This window comes from Halomonas sp. PR-M31 (genome assembly GCF_001039575.1).
Taxonomy (GTDB): Bacteria; Pseudomonadota; Gammaproteobacteria; order Pseudomonadales; family Halomonadaceae; genus Modicisalibacter.
Genome location: NZ_JIBT01000001.1, coordinates 208,979 through 227,610, shown reverse-complemented (window position 1 = coordinate 227,610; position 18,632 = coordinate 208,979). Strand labels below are relative to the sequence as shown.

Here is an 18,632-nt window from a genome sequence, read left to right as displayed (position 1 = left end):
CACCGGCTTCGAGGTGCATCCCGGGGTTCCGGGCGAACTTGACCCACAGGATGGCAAGGTGCTGCATACCAACCATCTCTACGCGGAGGCGACAACCGCCTGCATCGATGACTTCCCCAAGCCCGACTCCCCGATTCGGCTGACAAGACTTCAACAGCTTCTTGATCAACCCATTGCGAGCACGCCGGATGCCCTATTCGATGTGCTCAGCGACCATGCCAACGCTCCTTCCTCTATTTGCCGCCACACCAATCATGAACAGCCCGAGGCTGAGCGAATGGAGACCCTGTTCGCCGTGATAATGAACCTAAAAAAGCGCAGACTGTGTCTGCGCTTAGGTAAGCCATGCTCAGCGGAAGATACGCTGGATGTAAGGTTGAACGAATGATGACAAGCGGGCGGTTTAAAACTCCTCCCAGACATCTTCCGACACGGCACTTGTCTTTTGAGGCGATGCCACCTTGCCAGCCTTGGGGGACTCAAGAGGCGCGACGGGCGCCGGCGCTTTTGGCGCGGTTTGGGTGTCGTCGTCCCCAAGCACGAAAGTATCGACCAAGGCGCTTAGACGGGTAGCCTGTTCTCGCATGGCTTCAGCGGTACTGGAAGTCTGCTGTACCATCGCGGAGTTTTGCTGGGTCATGGTGTCCATTTCGGTCACCGCCGTGTTGATCTGGCCGATGCCATTGCTCTGCTCCCGCGCGCCGGCGCTGATTTCAGCGATCACATCTGTGACACGGGTTACGCTTTCCACGATCTCGCGCATGGTGACACCGGCACGCTGCACGGTCTCGCTACCCTGGCGCGTATAGGTGACGGCGGTATCGATCAAGCCACGAATCTCGCTAGACGCATCGGCGCTGCGGCTGGCCAGGTTGCGAACTTCCTGGGCGACCACCGCAAAGCCGCGGCCGTGCTCGCCGGCCCGGGCTGCTTCCACCGAAGCATTGAGCGCCAGAATGTTGGTTTGAAACGCGATATCGTCAATCAGCTTGATGATCTCACCGATCTGTGCCGCTGAATCGCTGAGATTACCCATGGTCTTTTCCACGTCGGTCATCGCCTCACCGCCCTGGCGCGCACGGTGACCGTGGAAGACGCCAGCTGGCTGGCCTGCTGTGCCGATTCGGCGCTGTGATTGACGGTAGACGTGATTTCTTCCATCGACGAAGACGTTTCCTGGAGATTGGCGGCGGCCTGCTCGGTACGCGTGGCCAGCTCCTCGCTCCCTTTTGCCATTTCGCCGGCGGCGTTATGCACTGCATACACTCCGCGGCGCACATCGATGAGCGTGGTTTGCATACGCGCCACGAAGGTATTGAACTGCTCCGCCAATTCGCCTATTTCGTCCCGGGTAGCAACGTTAAGTCGCCGGGTCAAATCACCACGACCCTGAGCGATATCGCGCATTGCCGAAGAGGTGATGTTGATCGGGCGTACGAGTCTGCGTACCAGCCACAGCGCCGCCAGTGCTACGCCGACGAAGATCGCGATGCCCAGCAATATCGTGCTGATGATGGTATTGCGCAGCGATTCGGACGCTTTGGCGCTGACCGCCGCCATGGTCTGGTCGATATCGTATATGTACATTCCGGCGCCGATGACCCAGCCCAGCTTGGGTAGATTCACGATGTAGGACTGCTTTTCTTCCACGGTGCCGGTTTCCGGATGCTGCCAGCGATAGGTATAAAAACCGCCGCCGTTGAGTCCAAGCTCAATGACATCTCTTGCGATGGGCCGCCCATCCGGATCCAGCTCGTTCAACTGATCCGTGCCCACCAGTTCCAGGTTATCGCCCACCACGGTTGCCTTACCGTCGTAATCGTAACCAAAAATGTAGTTGCCACCATCAAAGCGTATGCCCTGAAGCACTTGGGATGAGCGCTTTAGCGCTTCTTCTTGACTCAGGGTTGGGTCGTCCACCAAGGCTGAGGTGGCGCTGCGGGCAATGTCCATCACACCCTTGACCCTTTCCTTGCGCGCGTCGATCAGCTGCTCGCGCTGCTCGGCAATGCTTTCCTGACTGGCGGCACGCTGCTTGAGCGCTGCAACTGTCACAAGGGAGGCGGTAACCAGGAAAAGTGGAATCAGCACCAGCGCTAGAATCTTGCTTTGTAGACCTGAGAAACGACGTAAACCAGCGGGACGAGGCATAAAGGGCTTCCTTCTTTTTTATTGACCAGCGGCCCCACGAGCGATAGGTCGCCAAGCGAAGCCAAGTATCAAGTGCGCGTTATGAGTGGTGAAAATGGCGGCATGGTATCGCCACAACAGCAGCCGCCAATTTCAGCCATCGGTTCACTTGGTTATCGGCTCGAAAAATGGAAAATTAAGTGCATGCGTTCTAATTCCAGAGCTTTCTAAAGCGCTGGTCGAAGCTGAAGAAAAGAAGTGCTAAGCAGGAATCAATATTTTGAGTGATTACAGTCAAACCAGAATGCTAGCCAGAGCGATTGCGCCCTTCTCTTGAAATGGGACCCAAGAATGCTACATTTGTGTTATCTATTAACACAGGAAACCAAGCCATGCCCCGTACAACGAGCGTCACTATTGGCTCACAACTAGACGATTTTGTGGCAAAACAGATTGCTTCCGGACGCTACGGCTCCACTAGTGAAGTCGTGCGCTCAGCCTTGCGATTGCTCGAACGGCAGGAAAACCAAGCGGCAGCGTTAAGGAGTGCCGTTGAAGCTGGGGAGCGAAGCGGAGAAAGCGACCTATCTCTGCACGACATTGCTGCTCGGGTGAAGCAGAAACACGATGTATAAGCTATCGAATCTTGCGGCGGAAGATTTCACAACTATCTACGAATATATCCTGCTCAACTTTGGTGCTCACCAAGCCGCCGCTTACACCGATGATCTGAAGAGTACTTTTGGTCTTCTATCCAGCTCTCCGCTGATGGGTTATGAATGCCCAGAGATTGCGAACGACGTTCGCCGACATGACCACCACCGACACGCCATTTTTTATCGCCAGCGAAAGCACGATGTTTTTGTCATTAGAATACTCCATCAGCAAATGGAACCGATGAAACATTTCTTTGAGCTTTAGCGTTAATTAGGTGCTTGATATCCGGATAGGCAGGGTACTGACTCTCTGGCAAGAAAAACCCGCTTCGATGGGCGGATTAGTGGTAGCGTCGTATTAGCGGATCAACTCTTAGTGCAGTGACTGTGGCTCTGCAATGGCCCGCAGAATGTTATCTCTTCCCAACGTATCGGGGATGATGCGTATAAGGCCGCGTTCAACCAGCTCTCGCTGCACTTCGCGATAAGCACGTTGACGAGAAAAGTCGTCTTTCGAATCTGGCTCATGAGCAACGAAAACCGTATCGGCTGGCGCATTCCCGCTTTCTTTCAAGCGCCGCATGCGTGCTTCCCATTTGTCACCCTTTTCAATGATCTTGCTGGCATCTTCTAGATCGAAGCTAATGGGCTTGACTGCCTGCCGTGCTACACCGTCCTCTTGCCAAACCAAGGGGAATTTCACTTGGTGAAGCTCATTGCCCAATATGTGCTCGGCATAGCTTCGATCCTTAATATGCTTTAGCCACTTACTGACTTGCTTGGTCATTTCGGCTTCTTCGTTGTACTGCTTTCCGAACTCATGATGGACATAAGCCATGAATAGCTTGTCGATGGCCTCCGAAGGTGCGTCAGCGGCTATTGTGCCGGGGTGACTGAATCGCAATATTGTCTCGCTAGGGCGAATCAAATGTTTGAACACACTAAGCTGAACGTCGCGTTTCTCTGTATTTTCCTTCATTAACGCTGCAATGCGCTTAAGCTCCTGTTCGAACGCCTTGCGAACGTCGCCCAGCAGTGACCTCTGGATGCCGAAGAATTGGGTAACGCGCTTGTAGTGACGAGTTTCAAGACGATAGAGAAACTGCCCATCATTGCAGAGCATGACAACCCCAATATTGGCGAACTCGCCCGTATCGGCGTAAGGCTGAAAGCGCAAGATAGCGTAATTACAGATGGCGCTCATAAGTCTCTCCAAAACTTCTCAGGATCAGAGCGGTACCGCTCAAGCCACTCAAGGCGCTCTTGGATGGTGGGATGTGCCGCGTTGGTGCGATCCTCCCCATCCCAATAGATCCATTCACAAGGCACAAGCCTAACCATGTTATCCCAATCGGCCAGCGCAGTGTCAATTTTATGGGCCCACTCGTCTCTTACAGCATAGTTCCTGAATCTGTGCGCCTGACCGGCGAATACATGGCCTTCTACCCAGTATTCCGGTAAATTCATATTGAACGCTAGGTTGTGGTCGAACACGATCGGCGAAAGATTCGGTGTCCATAGGAGGTTTACGTTACCGCTGAAAGCATCGAGTTCCCGGTCTCCGTTCCCTAGCCACACGTCGAGTAGCAAGGTCCGCTGCTGGACTTGCTCGGGTAAATTTTTAGCTTGCTGAAAAGTTAGATCGTCAGCACCAGCCACCCAGCGTGAGGCGAACGCTACGCCGCCCCTAAGGTTGCTGGCGAGGGGTTCGATCGAGAAATCGATAAGATCATCCGGTACGTGCATTACGGCGTAATCTGGAACCGACAGCCCGAATCGCTCGGCAAGCTGAACACTGAGTATTTCTGAAACCAGCGCAGCCCGACCAGGCTTTGCCATCCCCTTAACTATATAGAGCTGGCCATCCGTGTCCTTTATGCGAAGCGGTTTGCAATTCCCATTTTCAGTAGGCCCCAGTATTTCCGCTGCGTTTACATTTCCAATATAAGGCATTGTTATACATCAAGCCCTTATTCCTAATTTTGCAAATGGATGTGTTTGCCGACATGCGAGGATTCAATCAAACACCTCCCACCAGAACACGCGATCGATGATATGAACGTCTTCTACTTCGCCGAGGCTATAGAACGCATCACTGTATTCGATGTAATTTTCGCTGACTAGGCACAACTTATTCATCAACCGTCATTGCAGAAGCTCTAACCCAGTATTCATTCCTAATCCATGACAGAAAACTTGAACTGGTCTAATTGAAGCGGACTGCTGTTGAGCAAGATCACACATTGCCGGGGAGATCGAAAGCATAGCCAAGCATGAACGACGGATCTTGGTGAGCCAGTTGACACGGTTGTTCATGCATCTTTTGAGGTGGGAATGCCAGTTGGAGCGGCGCACTCGAAGCTTGCGTATCTCGATCATTGATGCACAGCAGAAGACGACGCGACTTCTCGATGACAACCCGAGCCTAAAAGCAGCACTGGAAAAGCTTGTCGAAGAAGCTTACGAAAATGCGCGCCGGGCAGCGGCTATCGAAACGGAAAGCGAAATCGACGTCTTTCCCGCCATGCCTCTCTACAGTTTCTCGGAAGCAATGAGCTTCACGCCAGAACCCGACTGATCACCACTGGCAATTGCCATATCCGTATTCATACGAAACAGCCCCGGGAATTTCCCGGGGCCGATCGTTTCAAACGCCTGAAGCCAGCTCTTACTATATCTCAAGCACTGGGCTGCTCCGGGCTGTCCGGAATGTTGGTATGGCCCGGTTCGAGCCGGTTGAGGTGCAGAAAGTGCAGGTGGCTTTCGTACTGATCGAGGATGTCTTCGATCACTTGCTCCTTGGAATAGCCCATCAGGTCATAGCCTTGGCTACCTTCGAGCAGATATACCTCCAGCCGGTAGTAGCGTGACGAGGCTTGTGGCGTGTGGGTGGCAAAGCCTGGAGTGGCAAAACCATGGCCCCACACTTGATAGCTGAAGTTCTGCTCATCTTCGTGATTCACGTTCAACGCCACGTAATCGTCGTCATTTTGAACGCCTTGATTGACCTCGACCCCTATACCGCCTTCGCGTAGCTGACTGGCTACGGACTCCATGGCCGGCTTGATGGTTTCCTGCATGAAGCGCTGGGCCTGCTTGCGATCGGGAAAGCTCATGGCGCGCTTGAGACGCTGCTGCCAGCTGCGGCTGGCGCCCCGCTCACCACCACTTACGGTGCGCCCAGAAAGATGGCCAGGCAGGCTGATGCGCTGGCTGTCCGTCTTGAAGGCTTCCAGCTTGAGCGCCTTGTAGAGCCCGGCCATCATGAAGAACAGCACCACTGAGAACGGCAGCCCCGTGATCACCACGGCGCTTTGCAGCGTGGTCAGACCCCCGGCCAACAGCAGCGACAGGGTAAGTACCCCGATTACCGCGGACCAGAGGATACGCATCCAGATTGGCGCATCGCTGTTGACGTTTTTGAGAATGGTGGTGAAGTTCGACAGTACCAGCGCCCCGGAGTCCCCGGAGGTAACGAAAAATACGATGGCCAGAATGCTCACCGCGATGGTGGTGAACACCGGCGCCGGATACTGCTGCAGGAACAGATAGATGCCTGCCGGCGGGTTGTCCATGACCTGCTGGCCGAACTCGGCGCCACCGTTCATGGCAATGTCCAGGGCACTGTTTCCCAGTAGGGACATCCAGATCATCATGAAGGCGATGGGCAGGGTCAGGGTGCCGGCAACGAAGGTGCGAATGGTGCGGCCTCGGGAAATACGTGCAAGGAACAGGCCGACGAAAGGCCCCCAGGCAATCCACCAGGCCCAGAAGAACAGGGTCCAGGCATTGAGCCAGTCCGTGGGCGTGTCAAATGCATAGGTGTTGAAGGACATGGAGACGAAGCTGGTCAGGTAATCACCCAGGTTCATGACCAGCGCATTGAGCAAAAATACCGTCTTGCCGGCGAACAGCACGAATAAAAGCAGCGCGATCGCGAGCAGAATATTGAATTCCGACAGGCGGCGAATGCCCCGCTCTACCCCGGTCACTGCAGAGATGGTGGCAAATACCACGATGGCCAGCACCAGCCCTGTCTGGGTCCAGGCGCTCTCGGCAATGCCGAACATGAAATTCAGCCCGTAGTTGAGCTGGATCACCCCGATTCCCAGGCTCGCGGCGATGCCGAACACGGTACCCAGCACCGCGGCGGTATCCACTACATGGCCGATCGGCCCGTAGATCTTCTTGCCGAAAATAGGGTAGAGCGCGCTGCTGATGGTCAGGGGCAAATTATGACGGTAGCTGAAAAACGCAAGCGACATGCCCACCAGGGTGTAGATGCCCCAGCCGGACAACCCCCAGTGCAGGAAGGTCAACTGCATGGCATGGCGAGCCGCGGCGATCTGATCCTCGGGGGCGTTGGGGGCGCTGTAGAACTGGGTCAAGGGTTCTGCCAGGGCGAAGAAGATGACGCCGATACCGATGCCTGCGGAGAACAGCATGGCGGACCAGGAAAACAGGTTGAAGTCCGGCCGGGCGTGCTCCGGTCCCAGACGGATCTTGCCGAAACGGGACGTACCAATGATGATCACGAAGCCCAGATAAATCACCACGGTAAGAAAGTAGTACCAGCCGAAGGTACGAGATATCCAGCCCAAGATAGCGTTGATGATGCCGTTGGCCTGCTCCGTGGCGATCATCGCCCATAGCGAGAATGCGATGATGCCTACGACGGAGCTGTAGAAAACAGCGGGATTGATCCGATCCTTGCCTGGTTCTTCTTGTGGTTGTGTACTCATGATTATCCTTACCCGTGAGATAACACCAAGACCCTCATCACCTGACGCGACCTGACGGCAACTGCAAGCAATGAAAGATAGGACACTTCATAACCAAGATAGCGCACCCTCTCACATCGAATTCGCCCCTTCCAGACAAAATCGAGAATGCATCGCCGGCAAACTGCGCGCTTTTTGTTATCGTATAGCCTGTTCTTTTTTGCAAGGCGGCTTCATGGCTTCTCGTCATCGCCATCGTCCCGATGGCCCCTGTCATTTTTCATTGATGTCTTTATCGGCGCGCAAGCGTTTAGCCATGGCGTTGGCGCCGCTTGCAGTACTGTGGCTGGCGGTGGCCTGGGCCAACGGGGGGCTTGGCTGATGTCCCGGCTACACTTGCAGGACGTACGCCTGGCTCAGGGCGGGCGCCCGGTACTCGACGGGCTCACAGGCAGCTTTCAGGATGGCGCCATCACCGCGTTGATCGGCGCCAACGGGGCGGGCAAGAGCACCTTGATCCAGGCCATCATGGGCTTGCTTTCACCGGTGGCCGGGCGCATCGAATGCAGCGTGCCAAGAGAACGTCGCGCCTGGCTGCCCCAGCAGCTGGTGCTGGATCTGAGTTTTCCCATGAGCGTCGAGGAGCTGGTGATGACCGGCACCTGGCCCAGTCACGGGGCATTGAAGGGCTACTGCGCAGCGCACTATCGCAAGGCCCGGGAGATCATGGCACGCCTTGGCATCTCGCATCTTGCCCACCGCCCTCTCGGCGAGCTCTCAGGCGGCCAGCGCCAGCGGGTACTGCTCGGGCGCACCTTGATGCAGGAAGCCGAACTGCTGCTGCTTGATGAGCCTTTTGCCAACGTGGACGGCGAAACCGTCGAGGTCATCACCCAGGTACTGCGGGACATGGCCGCCCAGGGCGTCACGCTTATTATCGTGCTACACGACCTCGAGCAATTGGCACGTCTAGCCGATAGCGTGCTGCTACTCGCCGAAGGCCAAGGTCAGTGGTTCGATCCCCAGACGCTTCTCGAGCGCTATGGCAAGACCCCGCTCGGCTCTGCTGCGCTGACGCCCCTTGACCTGGGTGGGGTGGCCCTGTGATCGACACCCTCAATGCGCTGCTGCTCACCCCGCTGACGGACTATGGCTTCATGCGTCGCGCCCTGATCGCCGGGCTGGCATTGTCCCTGGCGGTTCCCCCGCTCGGGGTGTTTTTAATGCTGCGGGGCATGAGCCTGATGGGGGATGCCATGGCCCATGCGATTCTGCCTGGGGTCGCGCTCGGGTTCCTGTTGGCGGGATTTTCGCTACCGGCGATGAGTCTTGGCGGCGTGCTTTCGGGACTGATCGTGGCGGGCCTTGCCGGCGGCGTCTCCCAGATGACCGGGCATCGCGAGGATTCGGCCATGGCCAGCTTCTATCTGATCTCGCTGGCGGCGGGGGTGCTGCTGGTCTCAATGGGCGGTAGCAGCGTCGATCTCACCCATGTGCTGTTCGGCTCGATCCTGGCGGTGGATTCCAGCGCCCTTTTGTTGATCGCCACGGTGTGCAGCGTGACCGTGCTGCTTTTGGCGCTGATGTTTCGCGCCCTGGTGGTGGAATGCCTCGACCCGCTGTTCCTGCGCGGCCAGGGGGCGCGTAGCGGGCTGATTCACGGCCTCTTTTTAGGCCTGGTGGTGCTCAACCTGACCGCTGGTTTCCAGACCCTGGGCACCTTGATGGCGGTGGGCCTGATGATGCTGCCGGCCACCGCCGCGCGTTTCTGGTCCAAGCGGCTGGAAGGCCTGATGGGGCTCGCCATTGTCATTGCCATGCTGGCTAGCACCGGGGGGCTGCTGCTCTCCTATCATCTTGGTTTGCCTTCCGGGCCCTGCATTATTCTGCTGGCGGGCATCGTCTATCTGTTCTCGGCGCTCTGCGGTCGTCACAATAGCGTGCTGGCGCGGCTGCGCCGACCCAGGACCACACTCGACACCCCCGATACGGAAGACTCCTCGACTCCCCGCCCCCATCACAGGACGACATGATGCCCAGATCCATTACCCTCGCCCTATTCCTGACGCTAGGTCTCAACGTTGCCCAGGCCGCGGAGCCGCTGCGGGTAGTCACGAGCTTCAGCATTCTCGCGGACATGGTCCAGCAGGTCGGCGGTGAACAGGTCAAGATAAGCTCTCTGGTAGCACCAGACAGCGATATTCATGCCTTTTCTCCAAGCCCCACCCAGGCGCGCACCCTTGGCCAGGCGGACGTGCTCATCTTCAACGGTCTGCAGCTGGAAGGCTGGCTCACCCGGCTGATCGAGGCCAGTGATTACGACGGCGTCCGGGTAACCGCCAGCGACGGTATTTCGGTGCTGACCGGTGGTGCGCAGGAAGAGGACCACGGTCACGAACATGCTCATCAAAATGGCCATGGCCATGCCCACGACCAGGGCGACGCCGACCCCCATGCCTGGCTGGATGTAGGCCGAGCCCAGCAGTATGTCGCCAATATCCGTGATGGGCTGATCGAGGCGGACCCGGACAACGCTGAGCGCTATCGTGACAATGCCAAGCGCTATCTCGATGAGCTCAAGATGCTAGATCAGGATATTCGCGCTTCGATGGCGGCGATTCCCGAAGATCGGCGGGTCGTGGTCACCAACCATCAGGCCTTCGGCTATTTCGGCGATGCTTATAACGTGCGTTTTCTATCCCGGCAGCTGAGCACCGCCTCCGCGCCTTCTGCCACGGAGATGGCGCGGCTGATCGATGTCATCCGCGACAATCAAGTACCGGCGCTGTTTCTCGAGAACAACGCCAACCCGGGAATCATCAATCAGCTCGCCGAAGAAACCGGGCTGCCCATCGCCGGTACCCTCTACTCCGGGGCGCTGGCAAGCGGCGGTGAAGCCAGCACTTATGTCGGCATGATGCGCCATAATGCCGCATTGCTCCATAAGGGTTTGACCACCACCGTCAAGTGACGGGAACGCTATGCAGGCCAGCCTAGCCAAGTAAAGGATGACACGTCGCAACCATGCTGCAAATGACCGGCATTACCAAGACCTATCCGACGCCCCAGGGCCCGCTCAAGGTGCTCGACGATGTCGATCTGCAACTGGCGGCGGGGGAAAGCCTGGCCCTGATGGGGGAATCCGGCAGCGGTAAATCAACGCTTCTGCATCTGGCGGCAGGGCTTGATCTGCCGGATGAAGGCAGCGTGCACCTTGGCGGCCAGCGTCTTTCTGCCTTGAACGAGACCAAGCGCGCTGCCCTGCGCCGGGATCAGCTGGGGCTGGTGTTTCAGCAGTTTCATTTGGTGCCCAGCCTGTCCGTGCGGGACAACCTCACCCTGCAGGCGCGATTTGCCGGTCGCGAGGATGATGACTGGACCCGGCATCTGCTCACGCGCCTGGGGCTTGACGATTTTGCCGCGCGCTATCCAGAGCAGCTTTCCGGCGGCCAGCAGCAGCGTTTGGCCATCGGTCGCGCCCTGGCGCCGAAACCGCGCCTTTTGCTGGCGGATGAACCTACCGGCAATCTTGACGAGGCCGCCGCGGCCCAGGTGCTGGATCTGCTTCAGGCGCTTATCGATGAAAGCGGCTGCGCGCTTTTGATGGTGACCCATAGCGCACAGGTCGCCGCCCCCATGCAGCGCCATCTTGTGCTAAAGCGAGGCAAGCTGATGGATAGGTCACTGTGAGTACCGCCACGCCAAGCGTGCTGCGCACGACCCTTGCAACGCTGCTGTCCCATTATCGTCGCCATCCCGGTCAGCTAGCCATGCTGCTGTTAGGCCTCTGGGTCGCCAGCGCATTGTGGAGCGGCGTGCAGGCCATCAACGCCTCGGCGCGGGAGAGCTATGACCGGGCCGAGTCATTGTTCAGCGCGGATCTTGATCGCATCACCCGGCGCGATGGCGCAACGCTGACCCTGGATGACTATCGCGATCTTCGTCGAGCCGGGCTGCCGGTCTCACCCATCATCGAAGGTGAGCTGTCTCTATCCGACGGCGAGAGTCTAATGCTGATCGGCATCGAACCCTTGAGCCTGCCCGGGGGTGCGCCCTTGGCCCAGCAGAACGGCGATGCGGATGCCCTGGGCAACTGGCTAATCCCCCCTTATCGCGTGCGAGTGGCCCCGGACACGCTTGAAAAGGCCCGCGCCCTTGAGAACTTGCCACCCTTTGAGATCGCCCCGGATTTGCCCCCGGCCACTTTGGTGACGGATATTGCCGTCGCCGCACGCCTGCTGGACATGGATCGACGTATCACTCGGCTAGTGATTGCGCCGGAGCGCGATGTCGAACTGCCTGCCGCGTTTGTACGCACCTCACCAGATACACTGGCCTCACCCGGTCAGCTTGCGGACAGCTTCCATCTCAATCTCACCGCCATGGGCCTGCTGGCCCTGGTAGTGGGTCTATTCATCGTGCATGCCGCCTTGGGGTTGGCCCTGGAGCAACGCCTGGGGCTCTTGCGCACCCTGCGCGCCCTTGGAGTGCCGGGGCGAACGCTGATACTGGCCCTGGGACTGGAGCTGCTGCTGATGGGTCTCCTCGGGGCGCTGCTGGGTATTGTCAGCGGTGTGATTCTGGCTCAGCTGCTGTTGCCGGACGTGGCCGCGACCCTGGATTCTCTTTACGACACCACGGTCAGCAACACCCTGAATCTACCCTGGTACTACTGGCTTGGGGGCCTTGCGATTACCCTGGGCGGACTTTTCAGTGCCGGGGCCAGCATGCTGTGGCGGGCAAGCCGAATCAACGTACTCGGCCTGGGGCAGGCCCAGGCCTGGCGCGGGCGTCTGCGCGGTCAACTGCGGGTGCAGCTGCTTTTCGGCGGTGCCTTGCTGGCGGGGGCAGGTTTCCTGTGGTGGTACCTGGCAAGCACTGCTGGGCGACAAGATTTGGCCCTGGGTTTTACTCTGGTCGCTTTATTGCTGCTGGGGGCGGCGCTGTGCCTGCCGCCGCTGCTCGCCGGGCTGCTTGGCCTGCTCGCTCGCTACCTGCCTCGGCGCGCTGCCCTACTGCAATGGGGTGTTGCCGATCTTCAATTGCAGCTGCCCCAGCTCTCCTTGGCCATGATGGCACTGCTGCTGGCCCTATCCGCCAACCTGGGGGTAGGCAGCATGGTCGGGGGCTTTCGCCTGACCTTTCTCGACTGGCTCGATCAGCGCCTGCTGGCGGATCTCTATGTGCGCCCTGCCGCGGAGCAGTTCGAGGATCTCGAATCCTGGCTGAATGAGCGCTCTGAAGTGGCCACCCTGCTGCCCGCGCGCAACACCGAGGCAGAGCTGATCATGGATGACAAAAATGCCGGGGCGGTGGCGCTGTTCGGCATTGCGCCAAAGCCCATCTTGCAAGAGACCTGGCCGCTGCTCGAGACCCGGAACGGCCACGAGGCAGCCTGGCAGGCGCTAACGTCCGGTGCGGCGTTCATCAACGAGCAGCTGGCTCGGCGGCAAGGGCTCGGACCCGGTGACAGCTTGCAGCTTCAAGGTCCGTCGGGTCTGGTCACCTTGAGCGTTGCCGCGGTCTATCCAGATTATGGCAATCCTCGGGGCGAGATCACCCTGCCGGTGTCGCGTCTGGCCACGGAGTTCAAGGCGCCTTCCGGCACTCTCGGCGTGGTGCTGGCCCCAACCGGGGATCGCGTGCAGACACTGAGCCGCCTGCAGGAGGCTATGAGCGAGCGTTTTAATCTAGCGGAGGAGAATCCAAGCGGAGGCTCCTTGATCGATCAGCAGGCCTTGAAGCAGGTGGCTACCGAGGTATTCGAGCGTACCTTCGCCATTACCCGAGCGCTCAATGCGTTGACCCTCGGCGTCGCGGGACTGGCGCTACTAACCACCCTGCTGGCTCAGGCTGAAGCACGTCGCGCCCAGCTAGCGCCGCTCTGGGCACTGGGGGTGTCTCGCGGCCGGCTGGTGAAGCTGCAGATCGGTCAGCTGGTAATGGCATGCCTGGGCACCGCACTGCTGGCGATCCCCTTGGGTCTTTTGCTGACCGGCGCCCTAGTAGCGGTGATCAATGTGGCCGCCTTTGGCTGGCGACTGCCGCTGCATATATTTCCCGGTCAGATTGCCATGACCGTTACTCTGGCGGTGGTGGTTGCCATCCTGGCGGCCCTGATACCTGCCTGGCGCCTGCGCCGCGTGCCGCCACGCCAGCTACTGCAGGAGTTTGCCGCCGCATGAAGCGTCTACTGAGTATTTCCCTGCTGATTGTCGCCCTGGTAGTAATGGGCTGGCAGCTTTGGCCAAAGGAGTCCACTGCACCCACAAGCTATGCGGGTCTTGGGGAAGGCGACGACAACTTTCCCCAGGCAAAGCCCGGCACGATGCTGAACTTCCCGGAAGATCACGGCCCGCATCCTGATTTTCGCATCGAATGGTGGTATCTGACCGGCAATCTTGTCGCGGAAGATGGCCGCCGCTTCGGGGTGCAGTGGACGCTGTTTCGTCAGGCGATGGCGCCTCCAGATTTACAGCAGAAGACCTCAGACGAAACGCCCTGGGCCAGCCGCCAGCTGTGGATGGCTCACGCGGCGCTTTCGACCCCGGAGGATCACCTATTCAGTGAGCGTTTCGCCCGGGGCGGCGTGGGCCAGGCTGGGGTAAAAACCACGCCGTTCGAGGCCTGGATCGACAACTGGTCACTACGTGCCTTGGGGAAGGATGATAGCGCGGGTGAAAATGACGGTTCAGGCTTTGATCATTTACTGGTGACCGCCAGCGGCAAGGAGTTTGGCTATCGCTTGACGCTCGATGCCGAAGGCCCGCTGGTGCGTCACGGCACGCAAGGGTTCAGCCAGAAATCCGCGGACGGCCAGGGCTCGATGTACTACAGTCAGCCGTTCTTTCGCGTCGAGGGCGAAGTGCGTGTCGCCGGCGAGCCCATCGCCGTTACCGGTCGCGCCTGGCTCGATCGGGAGTGGAGTAGCCAGCTGCTGGGGCCAACTCAGAGCGGCTGGGACTGGTTTTCGCTGCATCTCGACAGTGGCGCCAAGCTGATGGCTTTTCGTCTTCGTGGCGGGGATGAGAGCGGCAACGAGAACGAAGATGGAAGCTATCTATCCGGCAGCTGGATTACCCCGCAGGGCAACATCACGCCCCTCAAGCCCGAAGATCTGAACTTGATGCCCCTTGAGTATCAAACAGTAGCAGGACGAGAAATTCCGACACGCTGGCGTGTTCAGGTGCCTGCTCATGATCTTGACGTCGAGGTCCGCGCCCGTCACCCGAATCAATGGATGGGCACCTCGTTTCCTTATTGGGAAGGTATGGTGACGGTAAGCGGCAGCAATGAGGGCGAGGGATATCTGGAAATGACCGGCTATGCCGGTGAATGAGGCGATGCTGATAATACGCTAGGCTGATATTGACCCATCATCAGGAACGACGAGGAGCAGAACATGGCAATATTTACCGAAAACTATCCCGGCGTTGATACCCACGTCCCCCCGGAAACCGCCGGCTTCAACCTCAATCACACCATGCTGCGCATCAAGGACCCGGAACGCTCTCTGGCGTTTTATACGCATGTGTTTGGCCTACGGGTGCTGCGCAAGCTGGATTTTCCCGAGATGCAGTTCACCCTGTATTTTCTGGCCCAGGTGGATGTGGACGAGCCGGTGCCGGAGGATGTCGGCGAGCGAACCCGGTGGACGTTCGGTCGGCGCAGCGTACTCGAGTTGACCCATAATTGGGGCACCGAAGATCAGTCGGATTTCGCCTATCATGATGGCAACGCCGAGCCCCAGGGCTTTGGCCATATCTGCTTTTCGGTGCCGGATCTGGCCACTGCCATGCACTGGTTCGAGAGCAATCAGGTCGAGTTCGTCAAACGCCCGGAAGACGGCAAGATGAAGAATGTCGCCTTCGTCAAGGACCCGGACGGCTACTGGATCGAGATCGTCGAGCCTGCTCTGATGACCAAGATGGGGCGCTGACACACAATCGCCCGACCAATGGCCGGGCGATTGCAATAATGCCAGGACGTTCGATCATCCAGCATTGGGCAGATCAAACGCTTCCTGCAAGGCAGGCCAGGCAGATTTGCCATCCCGAGTGGTAACACCCTCAGCGAAGGATTTGATCTTCTCCGGGTTATTCTTGATCCATTCCAACGCCACTTCCTCGGGCTCTCTATTTTCAAAACCAAATCCCAGGATCATCTCGCTCTGATCGTCCGCGGAAATCACGATCTGATCGAGAAACCTGGCAGCGTTAGGGTGCGAATCGGCAAAGTCCTTGCTGAGCAACGTCTTGACGTCGCTGTGCCCTTCATCCGGTCCCCATAGATCCTCGGGATCATCGAGATAGACGATATCGTACTCGATGTTCATCCAGTGGGGCGTCCAGGCGCCGAACACAACCCATTCATCGTTTTTGATGGCGTCTTTTACCACGCTAAGCATGCCTGGCGTCGAGGTCTCGGAAAGATCCCAATCGCCTAGGCCATAGGTATCCTCATCTACCGCACCGTTAAGGATCTCACTCATGCCGGAGCCAGCCTCGATGTTGTAGATCGTGCGGCCAAAGCGCTTGGCGTACTCATCTTTATCCAGATCTTCTGCCGACGTAACGCCGGCTTCAGCCACATAGCGCGGTACTGCAAAACCCAATCGTGCGCCATCGACGTTGTTGCCAAGATCGACGATGGTGCCTTTTTCCATGCTTGGGTCGTACATGGTCTGTTGGCCGGGTAGCCAGGCGGCGAGAAACGCATCGATCTCGCCCAGATTGAGTGCTTCATACGTGATGGTGGAACCGATCTCCTGCTGACTGGGCTTGTAACCCAATGCCTCGAGCAACCTGGAGGCCATGGCGGTCTTGACGGTTACGCCGGGCCAGGGCGGCGAGGAAAAACGCACGCTGGCGCCTTCCTGTTGAGCCATTTCTTGTTGTGCTAGCGCTGTTGCGGAGAATGCCAGGGGAAACGTTAAAAGCGCCGAACCGACAATGAAAGTAAACGGATAGCGTTTTTTCATAAAAGAACTCCTTGCGGTCGAGTAACCGGTGATTATTGTTTGCGTCAACGACTATAACACTGTTTTATCATGGGGTTGGCCACGCCTGCTCTCGACGTTTATACGCTTTTGACACGCTACAAAGACGCCATAGGAACCTCTACGATTTACTTGGAATGGCTCAGGTGCTCATGTAGCGCTAGTCTATGGTTGGTGATATTCAAATCGAGTTGCTCATGGCTCTATCATTAAACGCGCGATGCTGGCGCTGTTTCACTTTGCTCATGCTTGTACTCCTGGCCGGCTGTGCCGGGCGCGAGATGCGCATGCAGGAGTACGATCAGGATCAGGCCGAGCTTTCCCTCGAGCGAGCCATGATCCTGGCCAGCGCCCGCCAGGCACTAGGCATTCCCTATCGCTATGGCGGGACGACCACAAGGGGCCTGGACTGCTCTGGGCTGGTTCAGATGGCTTACGCCAATGCGGGCATCGACATACCCCGCACCGCCAATCAGCAATTTTCTCGCATCCCTCAGCGGGATACGATTCGCCCCGGCGATCTGCTGTTCTTTGGCTCGGGTAGCAAAGCCACTCATGTGGGCATCTACTTGGGCGATGGCCAGATGGTTCATGCCCCCGGCAGGGTCGTCATGTCACCACCACGTCTCTTGATCTCGACTACTGGCAGAATCGCTATCTCGGTACAGGGGGCCCCGCGCCTTGAGTTATTGCTTTTGCCGTTTTCTTAGCCCATGTCTTCGGGTCAAGACCCTTGAATAATGCCAATTTGCCCACATCCTCTACTTGACCGTTAAAGATGTTCTACGCTTTTGGAACTAGCGTTGATACAAGGAGATTATTTCATGGTAGATCAACCATTTTTGACCGACGTACAGACACTTCGTGAACGTGCGCGTAAGCACATCGAAAAAGGCGCGATTACGGAAGGCTATAAAGCTGATCGCGAGAACGTAATCAACATTCTCAATGAAGCTCTGGCGACCGAAATCGTCTGCGTTCTGCGCTACAAGCGTCACTATTATATGGCGGACGGTCTGAGCGCTAATGTCGCCAAGGCCGAGTTTTTAGAGCACGCTCAGCAAGAGCAAGAGCACGCGGACATGTTGGCGGAACGTATCGTTCAGCTGGGCGGTGCGCCCAACTTTTCACCGGAAGGCCTGCAAAGCCGTTCCCATGCAGAGTATGTTGAGGGCTCCAACCTAAAGGAGATGATTCAGGAAGACTTGATTGCTGAGCGTATTGCTATCGACAGCTATCGCGAAATCGCTACCTATCTAGGCGACAAGGATCCGACGTCGCGCCGTATCATGGAGGATATCCTGGCCCAGGAAGAAGAGCACGCCGATGACATGGCAGGGCTGCTGGAGGGGATCGATCGACTGCCGACCAACAATGCCTAAGCGGTATTGGTCGCGAGAACAGCCACTACATTTGAACATGGCCTGAACAAGGAGTGTAAGTATGTCTTTGCATCTTGGCGATACCGCCCCGGACTTCACGCAGGACAGCACTGAAGGTTCCATCGAGTTCCATCAATGGGCCGGTGATAGCTGGGTCGTGCTGTTCTCGCACCCGGCGGATTTCACGCCGGTATGCACCACGGAGCTTGGCGAGGTATCCAGACTCAAGCCCGAATTCGATAAGCGTAACGTCAAGGCGATCGGTCTATCGGTGGATCCGCTCGATGATCACAAGGCCTGGGCCGGTGATATACAGGAAACCCAAGGCTGTGCCTTGAATTTCCCGCTGCTCGCGGATCAGGACCGGAAGGTCAGCGATCTCTACGATATGATTCACCCTAATGCCGACAGCACATTGACGGTACGTTCGGTGTTCATCATCGATCCCAATAAGAAGGTGCGTCTGACCATCACCTACCCGGCCAGTACCGGGCGTAATTTCACTGAGATACTGCGGGTGATCGACAGCCTGCAGCTTACCGATGGCTACAAAGTGGCGACCCCGGTGAACTGGATCGACGGGGATGACTGCATCATCGTGCCTTCGGTCAGTAACGACCAGGCCAAGGAGCTTTTTCCTCAAGGTTGGGATGAGAAAAAGCCTTACCTGCGCATGGTCAAGCAACCCAACAAGTCCTGATCGATTACCGATGGAAACTGAACGCCGACGTTTTGACGTCGGCGT

The 18,632-nt window shown here is 57.7% G+C and carries 22 protein-coding genes; 15 read left to right on the top strand and 7 right to left on the bottom strand.

The window, feature by feature from the left end:
• Positions 1 to 388: peptidase C45 acyl-coenzyme A--6- aminopenicillanic acid acyl-transferase (locus tag CH74_RS01035; protein ID WP_048305610.1), on the top strand; the 388-nt coding region annotated here is incomplete at its 5' end.
• Positions 389 to 403: 15 nt separating this feature from the next.
• Here CH74_RS01035 and CH74_RS19205 read toward each other — a convergent pair.
• Together CH74_RS19205 and CH74_RS19200 are read right to left on the bottom strand one after the other, a co-directional pair.
• Positions 404 to 1,057: a methyl-accepting chemotaxis protein gene (locus CH74_RS19205; protein WP_053070581.1), complete on the bottom strand. Its 654-nt coding sequence runs from the start codon at positions 1,055 to 1,057 to the stop codon at positions 404 to 406.
• Positions 1,054 to 2,151, bottom strand: a complete 1,098-nt coding sequence (locus tag CH74_RS19200) for a cache domain-containing protein (RefSeq protein ID WP_053070580.1) — start codon at positions 2,149 to 2,151, stop codon at positions 1,054 to 1,056. Before CH74_RS19200 ends, CH74_RS19205 begins: the two co-directional genes overlap by 4 nt.
• A gap of 371 nt (positions 2,152 to 2,522) precedes the next feature.
• On the opposite strand from CH74_RS19200, the gene CH74_RS01025 reads away from it, so the two are divergent.
• Together CH74_RS01025 and CH74_RS01020 are read left to right on the top strand one after the other, a co-directional pair.
• The gene (locus CH74_RS01025) at positions 2,523 to 2,765 is read left to right on the top strand and encodes a type II toxin-antitoxin system ParD family antitoxin (protein ID WP_048305609.1); all 243 of its coding nucleotides are present in this window, start codon (positions 2,523 to 2,525) and stop codon (positions 2,763 to 2,765) included.
• Positions 2,758 to 3,051: a type II toxin-antitoxin system RelE/ParE family toxin gene (locus tag CH74_RS01020; RefSeq protein ID WP_048305608.1), complete on the top strand. Its 294-nt coding sequence runs from the start codon at positions 2,758 to 2,760 to the stop codon at positions 3,049 to 3,051. The genes CH74_RS01025 and CH74_RS01020 overlap by 8 nt, the downstream gene beginning before the upstream one ends.
• Before the next feature lie 108 nt (positions 3,052 to 3,159).
• Here CH74_RS01020 and CH74_RS01015 read toward each other — a convergent pair whose 3' ends face one another.
• The 3 genes from CH74_RS01015 to CH74_RS19770 form a co-directional block, all read right to left on the bottom strand.
• A complete protein-coding gene (locus CH74_RS01015) occupies positions 3,160 to 3,990 on the bottom strand; it encodes a DUF3037 domain-containing protein (RefSeq protein WP_048305607.1) in 831 nt (276 codons plus the stop codon).
• Positions 3,987 to 4,739, bottom strand: coding sequence for a HipA family kinase (locus CH74_RS01010; RefSeq protein WP_048305606.1), 753 nt, complete (start codon positions 4,737 to 4,739; stop codon positions 3,987 to 3,989). Before CH74_RS01010 ends, CH74_RS01015 begins: the two co-directional genes overlap by 4 nt.
• 63 nt (positions 4,740 to 4,802) lie before the next feature.
• Entirely contained in the window at positions 4,803 to 4,925 is a 123-nt protein-coding gene (locus CH74_RS19770) for a hypothetical protein (protein WP_301280841.1), read from the bottom strand.
• 151 nt (positions 4,926 to 5,076) lie between these two features.
• Here CH74_RS19770 and CH74_RS01005 point away from each other — a divergent pair, with 151 nt between their 5' ends.
• Positions 5,077 to 5,364: a DUF29 domain-containing protein gene (locus tag CH74_RS01005; RefSeq protein ID WP_253272877.1), complete on the top strand. Its 288-nt coding sequence runs from the start codon at positions 5,077 to 5,079 to the stop codon at positions 5,362 to 5,364.
• A gap of 100 nt (positions 5,365 to 5,464) precedes the next feature.
• Here CH74_RS01005 and betT read toward each other — a convergent pair whose 3' ends face one another.
• Positions 5,465 to 7,528, bottom strand: a complete 2,064-nt coding sequence (gene betT / locus CH74_RS01000) for a choline BCCT transporter BetT (RefSeq protein ID WP_048305605.1) — start codon at positions 7,526 to 7,528, stop codon at positions 5,465 to 5,467.
• Positions 7,529 to 7,742: 214 nt separating this feature from the next.
• Here betT and CH74_RS18735 point away from each other — a divergent pair, with 214 nt between their 5' ends.
• The 8 genes from CH74_RS18735 (at position 7,743) to gloA (ending at position 15,446) form a co-directional block, all read left to right on the top strand.
• Complete coding sequence (locus tag CH74_RS18735; RefSeq protein WP_172656288.1) at positions 7,743 to 7,889, top strand: hypothetical protein; 147 nt, start codon at positions 7,743 to 7,745, stop codon at positions 7,887 to 7,889.
• Positions 7,889 to 8,614 (top strand): metal ABC transporter ATP-binding protein, encoded by a 726-nt coding sequence (locus CH74_RS00995; RefSeq protein ID WP_048305604.1) that lies wholly within the window; start codon positions 7,889 to 7,891, stop codon positions 8,612 to 8,614. The genes CH74_RS18735 and CH74_RS00995 overlap by 1 nt, the downstream gene beginning before the upstream one ends.
• Positions 8,611 to 9,540, top strand: a complete 930-nt coding sequence (locus CH74_RS00990) for a metal ABC transporter permease (protein ID WP_048305603.1) — start codon at positions 8,611 to 8,613, stop codon at positions 9,538 to 9,540. The genes CH74_RS00995 and CH74_RS00990 overlap by 4 nt, the downstream gene beginning before the upstream one ends.
• Positions 9,540 to 10,478 (top strand): zinc ABC transporter substrate-binding protein, encoded by a 939-nt coding sequence (locus tag CH74_RS00985; protein WP_048305602.1) that lies wholly within the window; start codon positions 9,540 to 9,542, stop codon positions 10,476 to 10,478. Before CH74_RS00990 ends, CH74_RS00985 begins: the two co-directional genes overlap by 1 nt.
• A gap of 53 nt (positions 10,479 to 10,531) precedes the next feature.
• On the top strand, positions 10,532 to 11,197 hold the full coding sequence (locus tag CH74_RS00980; RefSeq protein WP_048305601.1) for an ABC transporter ATP-binding protein: 666 nt from the start codon (positions 10,532 to 10,534) through the stop codon (positions 11,195 to 11,197).
• Positions 11,194 to 13,692: an ABC transporter permease gene (locus CH74_RS00975; RefSeq protein ID WP_253272876.1), complete on the top strand. Its 2,499-nt coding sequence runs from the start codon at positions 11,194 to 11,196 to the stop codon at positions 13,690 to 13,692. Before CH74_RS00980 ends, CH74_RS00975 begins: the two co-directional genes overlap by 4 nt.
• Positions 13,689 to 14,846 (top strand): lipocalin-like domain-containing protein, encoded by a 1,158-nt coding sequence (locus tag CH74_RS00970; protein ID WP_048305600.1) that lies wholly within the window; start codon positions 13,689 to 13,691, stop codon positions 14,844 to 14,846. The genes CH74_RS00975 and CH74_RS00970 overlap by 4 nt, the downstream gene beginning before the upstream one ends.
• Before the next feature lie 63 nt (positions 14,847 to 14,909).
• Positions 14,910 to 15,446 (top strand): lactoylglutathione lyase, encoded by a 537-nt coding sequence (gene gloA / locus CH74_RS00965; RefSeq protein ID WP_048305599.1) that lies wholly within the window; start codon positions 14,910 to 14,912, stop codon positions 15,444 to 15,446.
• A gap of 54 nt (positions 15,447 to 15,500) precedes the next feature.
• Here the strand turns inward: gloA and CH74_RS00960 are convergent, their stop codons facing one another.
• Positions 15,501 to 16,487 (bottom strand): ABC transporter substrate-binding protein, encoded by a 987-nt coding sequence (locus CH74_RS00960; RefSeq protein WP_048305598.1) that lies wholly within the window; start codon positions 16,485 to 16,487, stop codon positions 15,501 to 15,503.
• 215 nt (positions 16,488 to 16,702) lie between these two features.
• Here CH74_RS00960 and CH74_RS00955 point away from each other — a divergent pair, with 215 nt between their 5' ends.
• The 3 genes from CH74_RS00955 to CH74_RS00945 all read left to right on the top strand — a co-directional run bounded on the left by CH74_RS00955 (position 16,703) and on the right by CH74_RS00945 (position 18,587).
• Positions 16,703 to 17,215 carry an NlpC/P60 family protein gene (locus tag CH74_RS00955; RefSeq protein ID WP_367379070.1) on the top strand — a complete coding sequence of 171 codons (513 nt, stop codon included), beginning with the start codon at positions 16,703 to 16,705 and terminating at the stop codon, positions 17,213 to 17,215.
• 114 nt (positions 17,216 to 17,329) lie between these two features.
• On the top strand, positions 17,330 to 17,887 hold the full coding sequence (locus CH74_RS00950) for a bacterioferritin (protein ID WP_048305597.1): 558 nt from the start codon (positions 17,330 to 17,332) through the stop codon (positions 17,885 to 17,887).
• A gap of 61 nt (positions 17,888 to 17,948) precedes the next feature.
• Positions 17,949 to 18,587 (top strand): peroxiredoxin, encoded by a 639-nt coding sequence (locus CH74_RS00945; RefSeq protein ID WP_048305596.1) that lies wholly within the window; start codon positions 17,949 to 17,951, stop codon positions 18,585 to 18,587.
• Positions 18,588 to 18,632: the final 45 nt, after the last annotated feature.

Excerpts from the sequence above, each read along its gene's own strand:
- CH74_RS19200 (WP_053070580.1), bottom strand. The coding sequence starts at position 2,151 with ATGCCTCGTCCCGCTGGTTTACGTCGTTTCTCAGGTCTACAAAGCAAG.
- CH74_RS00955 (WP_367379070.1), top strand. The coding sequence starts at position 16,703 with ATGGCTCTATCATTAAACGCGCGATGCTGGCGCTGTTTCACTTTGCTC.
- CH74_RS00985 (WP_048305602.1), top strand. The coding sequence starts at position 9,540 with ATGCCCAGATCCATTACCCTCGCCCTATTCCTGACGCTAGGTCTCAAC.
- CH74_RS19770 (WP_301280841.1), bottom strand. The coding sequence starts at position 4,925 with ATGAATAAGTTGTGCCTAGTCAGCGAAAATTACATCGAATACAGTGAT.
- CH74_RS18735 (WP_172656288.1), top strand. The coding sequence starts at position 7,743 with ATGGCTTCTCGTCATCGCCATCGTCCCGATGGCCCCTGTCATTTTTCA.
- CH74_RS00970 (WP_048305600.1), top strand. The coding sequence starts at position 13,689 with ATGAAGCGTCTACTGAGTATTTCCCTGCTGATTGTCGCCCTGGTAGTA.
- CH74_RS01020 (WP_048305608.1), top strand. The coding sequence starts at position 2,758 with ATGTATAAGCTATCGAATCTTGCGGCGGAAGATTTCACAACTATCTAC.
- CH74_RS00960 (WP_048305598.1), bottom strand. The coding sequence starts at position 16,487 with ATGAAAAAACGCTATCCGTTTACTTTCATTGTCGGTTCGGCGCTTTTA.
- CH74_RS01015 (WP_048305607.1), bottom strand. The coding sequence starts at position 3,990 with ATGAGCGCCATCTGTAATTACGCTATCTTGCGCTTTCAGCCTTACGCC.
- CH74_RS00945 (WP_048305596.1), top strand. The coding sequence starts at position 17,949 with ATGTCTTTGCATCTTGGCGATACCGCCCCGGACTTCACGCAGGACAGC.
- CH74_RS01025 (WP_048305609.1), top strand. The coding sequence starts at position 2,523 with ATGCCCCGTACAACGAGCGTCACTATTGGCTCACAACTAGACGATTTT.
- gloA (WP_048305599.1), top strand. The coding sequence starts at position 14,910 with ATGGCAATATTTACCGAAAACTATCCCGGCGTTGATACCCACGTCCCC.
- CH74_RS19205 (WP_053070581.1), bottom strand. The coding sequence starts at position 1,057 with ATGACCGACGTGGAAAAGACCATGGGTAATCTCAGCGATTCAGCGGCA.
- CH74_RS00995 (WP_048305604.1), top strand. The coding sequence starts at position 7,889 with ATGTCCCGGCTACACTTGCAGGACGTACGCCTGGCTCAGGGCGGGCGC.
- CH74_RS00950 (WP_048305597.1), top strand. The coding sequence starts at position 17,330 with ATGGTAGATCAACCATTTTTGACCGACGTACAGACACTTCGTGAACGT.
- betT (WP_048305605.1), bottom strand. The coding sequence starts at position 7,528 with ATGAGTACACAACCACAAGAAGAACCAGGCAAGGATCGGATCAATCCC.
- CH74_RS00980 (WP_048305601.1), top strand. The coding sequence starts at position 10,532 with ATGCTGCAAATGACCGGCATTACCAAGACCTATCCGACGCCCCAGGGC.
- CH74_RS01010 (WP_048305606.1), bottom strand. The coding sequence starts at position 4,739 with ATGCCTTATATTGGAAATGTAAACGCAGCGGAAATACTGGGGCCTACT.